General features: G+C 47.2%; 11 protein-coding genes. 5 read left to right on the top strand and 6 right to left on the bottom strand.

What is annotated here, in order from left to right:
* Positions 1-39: 39 nt before the first annotated feature.
* Positions 40-2,244: a bifunctional diguanylate cyclase/phosphodiesterase gene (locus W04_RS02020; RefSeq protein WP_053909596.1), complete on the bottom strand. Its 2,205-nt coding sequence runs from the start codon at positions 2,242-2,244 to the stop codon at positions 40-42.
* Between the two features lie 296 nt (positions 2,245-2,540).
* Here W04_RS02020 and W04_RS02015 point away from each other — a divergent pair, with 296 nt between their 5' ends.
* On the top strand, positions 2,541-2,741 hold the full coding sequence (locus W04_RS02015; RefSeq protein WP_053909595.1) for a hypothetical protein: 201 nt from the start codon (positions 2,541-2,543) through the stop codon (positions 2,739-2,741).
* 2 nt (positions 2,742-2,743) lie between these two features.
* On the opposite strand, the gene W04_RS02010 is transcribed toward W04_RS02015, so the two are convergent.
* Positions 2,744-4,288 carry a sensor domain-containing diguanylate cyclase gene (locus W04_RS02010; RefSeq protein WP_053909594.1) on the bottom strand — a complete coding sequence of 515 codons (1,545 nt, stop codon included), beginning with the start codon at positions 4,286-4,288 and terminating at the stop codon, positions 2,744-2,746.
* Positions 4,289-4,486: 198 nt separating this feature from the next.
* Between W04_RS02010 and W04_RS02005 the strand changes: the two genes are divergently transcribed.
* The 3 genes from W04_RS02005 to W04_RS01995 all read left to right on the top strand — a co-directional run bounded on the left by W04_RS02005 (position 4,487) and on the right by W04_RS01995 (position 7,871).
* A complete protein-coding gene (locus W04_RS02005; RefSeq protein ID WP_026111298.1) occupies positions 4,487-4,882 on the top strand; it encodes a hypothetical protein in 396 nt (131 codons plus the stop codon).
* Between the two features lie 130 nt (positions 4,883-5,012).
* Entirely contained in the window at positions 5,013-7,163 is a 2,151-nt protein-coding gene (locus W04_RS02000; protein ID WP_157576229.1) for a nuclease-related domain-containing protein, read from the top strand.
* A gap of 195 nt (positions 7,164-7,358) precedes the next feature.
* The gene (locus tag W04_RS01995) at positions 7,359-7,871 is read left to right on the top strand and encodes a GAF domain-containing protein (RefSeq protein ID WP_022946437.1); all 513 of its coding nucleotides are present in this window, start codon (positions 7,359-7,361) and stop codon (positions 7,869-7,871) included.
* Between the two features lie 47 nt (positions 7,872-7,918).
* Here W04_RS01995 and W04_RS01990 read toward each other — a convergent pair whose 3' ends face one another.
* Both W04_RS01990 and W04_RS01985 read right to left on the bottom strand, forming a co-directional pair.
* Positions 7,919-8,842: a histone deacetylase gene (locus W04_RS01990; protein WP_053909592.1), complete on the bottom strand. Its 924-nt coding sequence runs from the start codon at positions 8,840-8,842 to the stop codon at positions 7,919-7,921.
* Positions 8,839-9,309, bottom strand: coding sequence for a hypothetical protein (locus W04_RS01985; RefSeq protein ID WP_231657976.1), 471 nt, complete (start codon positions 9,307-9,309; stop codon positions 8,839-8,841). Before W04_RS01985 ends, W04_RS01990 begins: the two co-directional genes overlap by 4 nt.
* 420 nt (positions 9,310-9,729) lie before the next feature.
* Between W04_RS01985 and dgt the strand changes: the two genes are divergently transcribed.
* Positions 9,730-11,184 (top strand): dGTPase, encoded by a 1,455-nt coding sequence (dgt, locus tag W04_RS01980; protein ID WP_053909591.1) that lies wholly within the window; start codon positions 9,730-9,732, stop codon positions 11,182-11,184.
* Positions 11,185-11,231: 47 nt separating this feature from the next.
* Here the strand turns inward: dgt and W04_RS01975 are convergent, their stop codons facing one another.
* A complete protein-coding gene (locus W04_RS01975) occupies positions 11,232-12,968 on the bottom strand; it encodes a methyltransferase domain-containing protein (protein ID WP_053909590.1) in 1,737 nt (578 codons plus the stop codon).
* 107 nt (positions 12,969-13,075) lie between these two features.
* Positions 13,076-13,438, bottom strand: a complete 363-nt coding sequence (locus W04_RS01970; protein WP_053909589.1) for a hypothetical protein — start codon at positions 13,436-13,438, stop codon at positions 13,076-13,078.
* Positions 13,439-13,550: the final 112 nt, after the last annotated feature.

Here is a 13,550-nt window from a genome sequence, read left to right as displayed (position 1 = left end):
TTGTTAAATTGCGATTAAAACGCTGCTAATCGCTTAATTTTAAACACTTTTTGAACCTATATTGGAAAATTCATTGGGGCCGTTTACATCATCATTATGCTTGGCTAACAGCGCCATCGCCTCTTTTAAAGGAACTGCAGGAGAGTAATAATAACCTTGGCTAAAGTGACAACCATACTCACGCAATTGTTGCTGTTGCTGCTGTGTTTCCACGCCTTCGGCAATCACTTCCATATCCAGCTCTGAGGCAATACGAATAACGCTGGCAATCACCACTTGGTGCTTGTGTTCGCTGAGCATTTGCTGGGTAAAGCTCTTATCGATTTTAATATAATCAGCATGTAGGTCGATAAGGTGACTCAATGATGAATACCCTGTACAAAAGTCATCTAAGGCCACCATGACTCCTTTGCTGCGTAACTCATTCAGCACCCCTTCGGCTTGCTTTCGGGCATGAATGGCCACCGACTCGGTCACCTCAATGGTCAAACAGCTGGGCTTTAAGTTACAGTCAGCCAAGGTATCGAGCACCGTATCAACGGGATGCAATACATGGTTAAATTCTGAGGCTGAACGATTCACTGCCATGCTGATGTCGTTGTAGCCTTGGCTATGGATCCATGCCAAATCGGTCAGCGCTTTGCGCAGCACAAACTGACCCAAAATAGCCACAAGTCCGAACTCCTCAGCGATGGCGATAAACTCATCGGGACGGATCACCCCAAGCTCTTCATCGCGCCAGCGTGCTAGGGCTTCAAACTTAACAATACGCCCGCTTAGGTTATCGATAACCGGTTGGTAGGCCACATCTAGGCCATCAAAGCGAAGTAGCTTATGGAGTTTGTCGCGCAGTTTAAGTTTACGCAGGTAAATGGCTTCAATCTCTTGGCTGTGTACGGCAATGCTGTGAGACTGAGCGCGCTTAACACTCAACATGGCATGATTGGCGTTGCGAACGAGCACCGTGGCGCTATCGGTATCGCTATGCATGTGAGCAATGCCAATACTGCAACTTAGTTCAATGCTTAAATCACCCAAGCGTATGGGCTGGTGGATTCGCTCCAACACTTTCTCGGCGCAGCGGTGCGCGTGCCCAGGTTTGGCATCGGCAATTAAAATAGTGAATTCGTCACCGCCATAGCGGCTGATCACATCATGGTTACGCACACAATTTTGCAGCCGCAACGCCACCGCAATCAGTACCTTATCGCCAATTTCTGGACCATATAAATCGTTGATATCTTTAAAACGATCGAGGTTTAAAAACAGCACTGACGCGTGCTGCTCCTGAGCGCGAAACAACGAAATATGTTGCTCCACTTTCTCTAAGAAACTGCGACGATTTAAAAGCCCTGTTAAGGGTTCTTGGCTGGCGTAAAACCGCAGTTGGCGCTCACTTTCTTTCCATTGGCTAATGTCACGAAACAAACCAATATAATGGGTAATTTGCCCATTGGCACCACGATTAACAGTGATCGACAGCTCTTCTGGGTAAATTTCACCATTTTTACGACGATTATAAATCTCGCCTCGCCAATGGCCCATCTGCTCGAGCTGCCGCCACATTTCATGATAGAACTCTGGAGGATGCTGACCTGAGGAAAGCACTGCGGGTGAACGCCCTTTTAGTTCACTTTCACGATAACCGGTATACAACTCAAAGGCGGGGTTAACCCGCAGGATACGGTTATTGTTATCGGTGATCATGATGGCTTCTTTGCTTTGCTCAAACACGATATTACGCAGTGATAGCTCAGCTAACAGCTTATCCTTTCGCGCCAAATCGGCATCATGGCGGGCTTGAGCAGCAACGATAAATGCCAAGTCCTTGAACCACTGCTCATCAACTTGGTCAAACGTTCGCTGTTGTTCAAATAGCGCCACCAAAATACCAATGGGTTGGCGTGATACATCGCGTAGCGTCACGCCGATGTAAGCTTCAATCCCCAGCTCCGCAAGCATGGTATCGTCGGGGAATAAATCAGCCACATTATCGCCAAAAGCGCACACATCGACGCTTTGTAATGCATCGGCGCATGGAGAACCAGCCAAAGGGTATTGGAAATTTGCGCGCACGGCACCGTCTTGATGGTAGGCCACAGTCTGTACTTCTGTCGCGTTGGCGCATAACTTACCAACAAAGCAATGGGCTGTGCCAAAAGCTTCATCAATCATACTCAGTGCCAGCTCATAGGCTTGCTCGCTGCAGCTACATTGGTAAAGCGCGTTAAAAGACGATGTCATATGATTCTTGTAATTTTGTATACCATTTCATAAGAAGCTTAGCACAGTATCAGGAACAGGCTTTGAGGGAAATTCTGGTTATTGGTTAGCTGGCAAATGTATGATTCAAATCAATAAATTACAAGAGTTTAATTGTTACTTTCCAACAGTTTAACAGCTGTGATCGGCGCGCCAGCTAGCCGGTGGTGAAACTTTGCTCATTGCATCTTGAATTACGTTGCTAAGTTACAAAGTGAAGGATGATCAGCGCCCAGAAGTTGATATACTAGGGGCGATTTCTAAAATGGTAGGTATGCATGACTAAACTGGCGAATAAACGCAAAAATACTTTACTGAGCATTTGTGTGTTTTGCTGCATTGTGCTGAGCCTAAGCTGGTTGTTTATTAATGACTCGGCGCTACTACTGGCGATCACACTGCTGATGATTTTGCTGTTAGTATGGGGCATTGCGCAGCGCCTATTGTCGCTTTGGGATAAGCAGCAACCACGCAAATAGCCCTAACCTAGCAACTCCACCTCGCAGCGATTGCGGCCTCGTTGTTTCGCCCGATACAGCGCATTATCAGCAGCTTTGAGCACCACATCCACCGAGCAACCCGGCTGCCATAAACTCACGCCAAGAGACACCGTTACTTGCGGTACTGGTGTAAAATCATGGGCCTGGATAGTCACTCGCAAGCGCTCTGCCAGCTCTAACGCAATGTCTTTACCTATGCCTGGGAGAATAAGTAGGAACTCTTCGCCACCACTGCGACACACGCCATCGTATTCTCGACAACTGCTCTGCAATAGCTGCCCTAGCCCTTGTATAACGTCATCACCCACATCGTGGCCATAGTTATCATTGACACGCTTAAAGTGGTCAATATCCAAGGTGATCACCGCAAAGGCTTGTTCATCAGCGACCATAGATTGAATAAACACTTCCATATAACGGCGGTTGCCAATGCCGGTGAGCGGATCGGTTAAGCTTGCTTTATTCAGGTCGTTAATACGCTGGTGCTGCTCATTGCTGTAAGTTCTCAGTGCATTGCGTAGCGTTTTCGCTTCAAAAAACCAGGTTGGCACATCATCATATTCTTTACTTGAATCGGCCACGCGTTGCGCGAGCTGTCGCAGCGGAGCACTAATTAAATTCGCTAAATACCAAATCACTAATAAGGTGATCACGGTCACTGGTGCAGCTTTGGCAAGCACGTTCATTATAGTGTTGCCGACACTCTCAACGACTTGATTGCGCTCAGTCCCCACTAGCACCACCCAATTCGCTGCGCGCACAGGTGCATAGCCTACCAACATAGCGCCAACACCTTCGCTGCCACTTTGCATTTGCGCATTGGCAAACGCAGGCCACAATGGCGAAGCCGGCGTTATTTTAGAGCCCACACGCTGGCGTTGAGAATGATAAATAACGCTGCCATTTGCGCTGAGCACCATAATATTGGCTTTATCGTTGTGAAAGTGCTGCCCGAGTAGCCGCGAGAGAATATTGTCGCCATGCAAATAAATAGTACCTGCAATATAGCCTTGATATTGATCATCGGGGCTAAAAATGGGGTGTGAGGGGCTCACAATTAAATTGCTAGCCGGCGATACAAACGGTTGAGGAATGGTAGGTGCTTGTGCGCGCAAAGATTGCTTAGCACTGTCGCTTTGTAATCTCACACCTTTAACACCTAAGGTTAACGGCGCAGTGCTGGTAATAACGCCTTGCTCGTTCACCACCACCACAGAGTTAAAAGACGCGGTTTGCTCTAATAATCGCAGCGTTTCTTGCTGCTGTGATTTTAGGGTATTGTTATCAGCTAATCGCGCAGCGCTATAGCGCAACTGCATTTGTAAAGAGTTGAGAAACTGTTCGGTAATATCAGAGAGCTTACTGGCATAAGCCTGATTGGATGCCAGGGTATGGGCCACCATTTGCTGGCCGTGTACTCGGTAGTTAATAATGAACTGATTACCCAGGGTGACCATCACACACAGCACCGCAAACCCGAGAATAACTTGGCGTAAGTCAATCACACCAAAACGGGAAAACTTCATATACACAGCCCAACTACAAGCACTACCTACTACTTTATGAGTATAACAATAGCACTAATCATCAAGCTTGTGCTACATCAAATGATCTTCCTACTGCGATGCCCCGTACTGCTCGGTAGAGAACTATGTATCACCTTAGGTGCAATCGTTTAACTACGGTTGTCGAACAACAATGCTATTGCTGACACGGCTGTAACTATGAATCAACCAAGCGCACATTTAGATTTAGCCGAACTCACTGAGCTGGAACTGTTTACCTTATGGCTTTGCCTGCATGCAGACAAAAGCAAAGAACAGGTTTTGGCACAATTACAACCCATGCTTGGCAGCGCTTTTTTATCGCCGCAAACCATGGCGCAGCGTTGGCGTGAGGATGTTTACAGGCAACTTATGCACAAAGGTATGGCCACAGAGCAGCGCCCGGCAAAGCCTGGGTTCGCGGATTATCTATTTTGCCTGTTATCAAAAGTGCCTGATGTAGAAACGCATTATGCCAAAGAGCTGGCGCTATTGGAGTCCATTATTCAGCACCCAGAGAAGTATCAAAACAATCCAACCATCATTCAGCATTGGTTGGAATCCCCTATTCACTGACTTGAAAAATAGGCGAAAAATTCATCAACTGTTCAGTATGATTGCGAATCGCGCTTTTTGGCTATAGCTAAATGTGGCCACAAGCTTTAGACTACGTGTAGATAACACCTTGTTTACCCATGTTTATAAAATGAGATTCGCGTATTTCGTCTTATTCCTAACCTTGAGCCTTGCGAGCACTCAAAGCAGTGCCCGCGAGTATAACAGTGCCATGTGTATTCTTTTGAAGCAGCAAATGGCACAGTTTGATCATTCTCGCACGCACCCAAGTTATCGCAGTGCCAAACGAGATTACGATGCCAATTGTAAGAATATAGAAAAGCGCACACCGCAAGCGAAAGCGACCTCAAAACCCGAAAATGACCAATCTCAGCCTCAGGAAGTAGCCAGCAAACCTAAGAAGGTATTAAAAGAGCAAAGACCTGAGGCCGAACCAACAGTTACCAACTCTGAGCCGCAACTTACTATTGTCGAGCAGCGTGCCGCCGAAGAGGCTGCAAAACAAGCGAAGGCGGAGAAAACACAAACTACCGCGCCAAAAACAGCTCCGGTGACAGCGAAAAAGGTGGCTCCTGCTCCTGTACAAAGCCAACCTTCAGAGCCGAGTTCACCTTTCGTTGGCTTGATTTTCCCTGCATTAATAGCCTTGGTGCTTATTGCCATGCTAATTACGTTGCTGATTTTTATTCGCAGCAACCGCAGCAGCCAAGGTAAAGCGGTGAAGCCGAAAAAGACAGCGGCTATCAAAGCTATTCCTGTGCCGAAGTTGCCTAAGAAACAGGTTAATTACAAAAAGATGTGGCAAAAGGTCACCGGTAAACAGCCTGACACGCTCGACCCACAAGTTTATAAACGCTTTTCTTCGGTCCCTGTACTGGTGGGTCCAAAAGCCAAATCATCAGCCATCGAGCAATTATATATTAGCCCGTACGGCGTGTTTATCGTGGCACGACCAAACCAAGAAGGCGATATTTTTGGCGGCGAGCACGCTCAAGAATGGACCGCCCGAAACGGCGATGAAGAAATCAAGTTTGATAACCCCATCACTGAGCTCAAGGCCCAGGCTGGCGCGCTAGCTAAAGTACTGGACATACAAGAGCAACAGGTTAACTTACTGGTACTGTTTAGTAACAACGCTTTATTCAAATCTGATTTGCCTGCGTTGGTGATGCAGCGTGAAGACTTGGTAGACTACATTCTTAGCTACAGTGTTGAAAGCTTCGACGCCCAACAATGTTCTCACCTAGTCGACAAGGTGAAGCAATTGCTTGCGCAAGGAAGCAACGCCGCGCTAGGCGCGTCTTCAACCAAGCCGTTAATCGAGACGCCCGTGCAGCCACCAAAATCAGAGCCGCGCACTGAGCCTACGCCTCAACCAAGCGCTGCACAAGAAGAGACACCTCGCCCAGGGGTGCCCGCAGAGAACGTTGCGCCGATGCCCAAACCTGCTGCTGAGCCTCGCTCCAGCGATCCGGAAGGAGCAAGCAAGAGCGCAGAAATTCACCCGTTTAAACGCAAAGACGACGCACCCAACTCGGACGATACAGCGCACTCTAGTAAAGATTCAGCACCCGCGCCGACTCCCAAACCGACACCTGCAACGGAGCAACAAGAGCAAACTCCTCTGCCCAGCAGTGACAGCAGTAGCAAAGACTGGTCGAATATGAGTGATGAGGAGTTTATGGCGTTTTTAGAAGCCGCCAATAAACGTGCAGGTGGCGAGTCCGACCCAAGCTCCGATGAGCAAGCATCATCCACTTCTGCCACAGAGCCGCCTGCATCAAGCTCGCAGCAAAGCCACGAGGATTCCAGCCAAGGGGATGACCCGTTTGACGACTTTGACCCGTCACAACCCTTGTTAGAGACCTCTGAGCCTGAGCCTGAGCCTGAGCCTGAGCCTGAGCCTGAGCCTGAGCCTGAGCCTGAGCCTGAGCCATCAATTATTGAGCCCCAAAGCACAGCAACACAAGCGCAAACATCATCAAGCGATGAAGAGTTGGCGCTAGATATTGACGATGGTAACAGTCAAAGCCTTGATGACGCGCTTGCGGAGTTAGAGTCTGCGCTTTCAGAACAAGACCAGCAAAGTGAAGAAGCTCGCACTGATGACTCAGAGCCGGAACAAACGAGCGCTGAAGACAAAGACAAAGACAAAGACAAAGACAAAGACAAAAAGTCGAACCCTTTTGCTAACCTTTCGCTAGACCCTGACTTTAAGCCAAGCGAAGAAAAAGTAGATATTGGCGCCGGCCCGCTCGATGACGAGAAACCAAAACGTTAGTGCCTGCGTATTATTTACTGGTGCGAGTGGTATTGAGCGAACGTGCAAAAATAGTCAGGCTACAACGCCGTGTGGTGCCTATAATAAATAATTGTCAGTGGCTCACACTGGCGCAGTAAAGTTCCAGTTACGCATCTAGCGTACGGAGCAAGATTGGGCATAGTCACAACGTTATTGTTGTGAGGAGAGTGGCAAATGGTTGATTTATTTCAGCTTAACTTGGCTTTAACTAACCCAGGTTTAAGCCACATAGAAAAGCTGCAAAAGATAGTTCACACTGCAGCAGAGCATGTTCCCCAAGCCGATGTCGTAAGCCTTTGGGTGGCCAATGAAAACACCTCAAGCATTGTGTGCATCGCTAAATTTGATAAACACACCGGCGCCTATTCTGACGGCGGGGTTATTGGCCAAGATACAGCCCAGGCTTATTTTTCTGCGCTATTCAGCCATGATTTTCTTGCGATTGAAGATGTGCGTCACCACCCGTTTACCAAACATATGGTCGCAGGCTACTTTGAGCCATGTGGCTTTTACTCTTTGCTTGATTACGTGCTGCACGATAACTTCGAGCCAAGAGGGGTGCTTTGCTGTGAAAGCCGCACGCAAGTGCCACAATGGCAGGACCAAGAAAAGGCAGCATTGAAGCGCATTGCCAATATGAGTTCGCTGTTTTTCGATTTGCCCACGTACCAACGTGCCGTGGGCTAGGTTGAATGCACACTAGTTTCTGAATAAAGAGATACGTTTGCGATATTTTACAACGATGCGCACGCCTTGATGGCTGCACTCACAGCTTTTGCGCTTTGTTTGGAGTACCCACCCCCTCCAGTTACAACTGCCGGAATCTTATGTTTTTGCAAGTGCTCTAAAATCATTTTTTCCCGGGCGGCAACATCTTCAACACTGAGTCCTAATCCCCCCAGCTTATCTTCAGCAAGTACATCTGTCCCTGCCACAATAAATGCCAGCGCATAATCACTGTCGGTAAGCTCTAGGGCACTCGACAGCCTTGCTAAATATTCCTCCCCCAAAGTGCCACTGGTTAGAGGAACTGGAAAATCCACTTGTTCCCGCGTGAAACCAGATAAGGGATAAATGTCTTCGTTATAAACATCGAGCAAATGCACATTAGTCTGCTCACGGAAGCTAAACGCGTTGCCGTTTCCATGATGGGCATCAACATCAATAATAAGCACCTTGTCATCAGTGCTTAGTCGACCATTTTTGATTAACTGTTGGTGTGCTATAGCAATATCATTATAAATACAAAAGCCTTGCATAAACTGATAGCTGGCATGATGGAAGCCACCGGATAAATTCCACATTACCCCGCCCGAGTCCAGCGCTCGCTCTGCACCGAGAAGTGTTCCGGCTACCGCCAAGCGCATAGGCTTAAGTATTTTTTTGTGTAGGTAATTGAAGCTAATAAACGGAATTTTAGAAACTTCTAAAGCTCGAAATATCAGTATTTTACTCTGAACACACTTCTGCATTAGGCTGTTCAGATACTCGTTTACTATATCCATAGAAACAGGCTCGGTTGGACTGATACAATCTACTTCAACTCCTTGTTTGCTTAAATCATTTATTACACTTAAGAACTTTTCCCCCTCAAAAGGATGTAAATACCTTAAAAGTCCTAGCCGGTAATTGTAACCTGGGTGATAAATGATTTTCATAGCTGTACCTCGTTTTCGCCGGCCAATTCTCTAGCGTAACGCAGTACCTCATGGGGAGTCCAGATACCTCTTCCCAACACTCCTGCCAACTTCCCGTAGGCTCTTGCGCTAGGCTTGAAGCTGGGCTGCTTCCCACAGGCTACTTTTAGGCAATCAGCCACTACATTAGAGCAATTAAATTTAGCTAACTGATACTGGGGGATATTATTTAACAGGGAAACGACGTAATCTTCCAAAGCGTCAACATCTGCAGCCAAAATGGTCACAGTAATAGGTCTTCTGCCTCCTTCAGATTGGATGTCTTGCTCCAATGCTCCCATAAAGTTCCCAGGTTGCCTGCGCTTTAACTTTAAATCTTTTCTGCCAGCCCCTTCTGCTGGCCAAAAACTGATATAAGATGTGTCAAATGAAAGCGAAGTATGGCCCACCATTTCTCCGTGTGGCAACCAAACATGTACCTTTAACATATAAAGTCCTTTTTAAATCCCTTTTGAAGGTACAACACTATAGATTGTGGCTCTTGCTATCAACTAGGGTCTGTTGACCTTTCAAGTTCGTTTTTGCAGCAGTTTGATTGGGTTTTATACAAGGCAGAGGCTGCGTGGCATAGTTATTCTATGTGAGCCAGCCGATAACACAGTAGAAAAGCCAATCAAGTGCTGCCGAACGGTTCTTTTGAGCGCACTTTTCTCATTGTTGCTCAATATTCGCTTAGATTACTAGGCCACACATCGAGCGCCGCGATAAAAGCACGCTCAAAGAGAACAAAAATAGAACAGCAAAGATCAACAGACCCTAGTACAGCAGGTTAGAAATATAAAACAACATATGTAAATGTGATACCAGAAAGCATACTATAGAATTCAATTTACTACTGAGGCGGACGTATGGATTTTACTACAAAAATAAACACCGCACGCCAAGTGAACCCGCTGAAAACTTTGCATACCAGCTTAGAGAGCGATCGCGGCCGCATCATCAATTCCTCCGGCATACGTCGGTTGCAGCAAAAGACTCAGGTATTTCCATTAGAGCGCAATGCCGCCGTACGCTCACGCCTCACCCACTCTCTAGAGGTACAGCAAAACGGCCGCTTTATTGTGCAAAAACTGTTTTCTAAGCTCAATGCACAAGAGCGTGCACACTATGGCCTCACCGACATGGAGCGGCCCTTTGAGACCTTAGTGGAAATGGCGTGTTTGATGCACGATATAGGTAATCCGGCCTTTGGCCATTTTGGTGAGGCCGCCATCAACCACTGGTTTGCCCGCTACCTGCAGCAACGCTTTGGCCCGTTGCCAACGCTTGCGCAAACACACCCGCTAAAGCACAAGCTAATGCTTGATTTACAAAGCTTCGAAGGCAACGCGCAAGCGATCCGCGCTGTTCACTCGCTGTTAGCGCTGAACTTAAGTTACAGCCAAATAGCGGCCATTCTTAAATACACTCGCCCCGGTACTATGGCGAAAGACGCGCGCCCTGAAGATAAAAGCTACCTTATGAAAAAAGTCGGCTTTTACCACAGCGAGGCCGCATTCATCGCTCAATTGCGTGATGCCTTAGAAATGGATAATGGCTGTCGTCACCCCGCCAGCTACATTATGGAGGCCGCCGACGACATCGCTTATTGCTTAGCCGATATGGAAGACGCGGTAGAAAAAGGCATACTCTCGGTGGAGAAATTGGTGCACTACTTAGATGACGCTTATCGCCAGAGACTGGCCGCACTGGATACCGCAGAGCAAGGTTACAGCGACCTGGTGGCCAAAGCCTGCGAGTTTGCCCTACAAAAAGCAGATGAGGCCGAGTTCAACTACAACAACACCTTTTTCATTTATCTGCGTGTAAAACTCTTACACCCATTGGTCGAGCATGCGGCAACGCGCTTTAAAGACAACATAGAGCAGGTGTACGCGGGCACTCTCAACGCCTCATTAATCGAAGATGGCAGCCACCACCAAGCCATTACCGATGCCTTGAAAACAGTCGCTCGTGAACGCGTATTTTGTCACCCCGAAGTTGAAAAGCTCGAGCTACAAGGCTATAAAATCATCTCCGGCCTGCTTGATGAATACCAAGTGCTACTCGATCTAAACCATGAGCAATTCACCCAAGTACTGAGCCACCACAAAGACTTTTTAATTGCCACACGCATAGTGAAGAAACTCTCGGGAAAATACCTCAACGTTTATGAAAAGGCCGTTGCTGCGCTGGATAAAAACGCCGAATACTTTCACCTGTACGAGTTTTACCACCGCTGTCGACTCATTCAAGACCACATTAGCGGTATGACCGACCAATTCGCCTACGACGAGTACCGTACTTTAAAGGTGGTGGAATGAGTAATGAAGATAAAGCTTCGAGCTTTATAAAATCTAAAAGTAAGGCATCACCATTCTTGAAGCTGTTGCATTTCTCGTAAACGATCACGCTGCAACACTAAGGCGTCGAAAAGATCATCGACTGAGGTATTATTAATATCTAAATTCGGCAGAGCCAGGTTAGCCTCTGCAAAAAACCGTTGCTTTTGTCGATTCGCTGCATCGCCAGTATTAAGCCAAGCACTACGCCACCAGTGCTTTATTAAACCTTCTTGAGCTTCTAGGCGCTGCACACTTGGCAAGCGGTCACGCTTTTCGTTGTTGGCTTGAGCTGATGCGGGAAGCAAATTCCACAGGTCATTATTGGGCCATCGCGCAAAGGGCATGCAATGATCAATGTCATACTCTCGTTGCAGCTTACGGGTTGTCCAGACACAAGATAAATTCTCACCTGCATGGCGCAATTCGTCGAAACGCTGGCGTACCTCGGTTGTCGTTCTTTTCGGTTCCAACCAACTCAATGCTTCCATAAAAATATGACGCTTAGTGGGGCACTGGTACTGGTTGTTACCTTGATAGGATTGCATGGTTTTAGCCCATTCATTGACTAGAACAGGCTCAATCCAGCAGGCATAGCGATTGAGCGCTGTCCAGGTGTGCTCAGGCAAAGAGAACTCGCCCCATTTGCATAACGTTTGAAAATCAAGAAATAGTAACTCAGTAGCTCGCACTACCGAACTACTGAGTTCAAACACGCATTGCTGCGTATTAGGGAAAGTAATGTAACGACAAGGCATATCACGAATGTTACTCACCGCATGCGACAACGTGCGACACACAGATTTTGCCTCTTCTCCTTTAAAGCCATTCCCGACTTTCAGATCTGAGGCGGTGAGGTGGCCTAATTTGTGCCAACCATTTTTCTTCATAAAACCCATATTGGGGCTTTTATTGGGCGTTTGATAAAGGCTGTAGTGATCAATTAAGGTTTTATATTGATGGCACCAATAAAGAGCAACTAAGCCAGCTGGCAATATCACGCGATTATCCTCGCGCCGTATTACAGCACCGGGGTGGCCATCGGCAATACGCAGTAGCACTCGCATTAAGGCGAGCTTATGTGTCGCTGACTTACCATCATTTAACGCCACATGGCGGATCAGCGGAAATGCACCCGAACCATCATCTGGTAAACGAAAAACCAGCGTTTGCCAGCTTACTTGTTCACGTTTTAGCTTATCGCTCTCACGTTCAGTACATAGAGTGCAACTAAGGCCCAAATTGCGAGCCATCGCTTTAAGCGAGTCAGCGCAAACTTGATACATAGCTCGCTCGCTACGCTCATGCTCACCTTGACCATAACGCAGGGAAATAACAATTTGTCCACCTGGTTTAAGTAAGTTGGTCAGTTTACGCAACGAGCGCTCGCGTTGAGACTCCGGAATGTGCATCCAAACGGCGCTAAGTAAAATAAGATCGAAACTGATTTCTAATCTTGTCACGGCGTGAAGTGCTGGTAATGAGTCCGTGAGCCAAGTCACAGGTAAGCCTTGCGTATGCTGCTCACCGAGCTGAGCTAACAGTTCCGCTGGCTCCACAGCATAGACTTGAGTTTGGTTACCTTGTTCAGCAAAATAGCGCGCGTCACGACCTGCTCCAGCACCAATATCAAGGATCCGAGCGCGAGCCTTGCTCAGTACCGGCACAATATATGGCATACACTGCTCATGTACCTGCTCAAAGTCAGTGCTTAGATACTGTTCAGCTAAGCGCTCAGCATGGGTGTTGTAAAAGTCGCTACTCACAAAAAGCTTTGTTATTTATAAAGTTAGTTAAAAGCTATCATATAACAAACAAAAAGTAATGAAGTGCTTTGCACATAAAAAACGCCTCACTGAGGCGTTTTTAAAAATTAATGTCTCCGGCTGATAATCTCGACTATTTCTAGGCTGTTCTCTAATAGCCGGAACACATCGCCGTGCATATCCACAATTACGTGGCCATGGCGGTCTCGCCTCAGAACTTTGCCATGACGGTATACGTCATCATCAATATGTCGGCCTATACGCCAGTAGTCATCGTCGTATCTATGGCTGTAATGATCACAGTGATGATGGCGCTCATAGCGCTCTTTGTGTTTGTGCTTATGTTTTTTGCCTTGGTGCATTTTTTTCGCATGGCCTGGGGGCGTGAAGTGTTCAGGCTTAGCCATTGCCTCACTCGTAGGAAGGGCACCGGCCAGTAACGTAGTTAAGCATAAAGCTGTCAGTCGCATAGCAACCTCCTTAATTGGTCTGTTGACCATTTCGCAATAACTTTACTGTAAATGTGCGCCAATGAACCCAAGCTAAACGTATTGAGTGCAAAAATATTGCGGTTTTCTCATT

It is taken from the genome of Pseudoalteromonas sp. SW0106-04, from assembly GCF_001293805.1.
Taxonomy (GTDB): Bacteria; Pseudomonadota; Gammaproteobacteria; order Enterobacterales; family Alteromonadaceae; genus Pseudoalteromonas; species Pseudoalteromonas ruthenica.
This window is presented reverse-complemented; position numbering and strand designations above follow the sequence as displayed.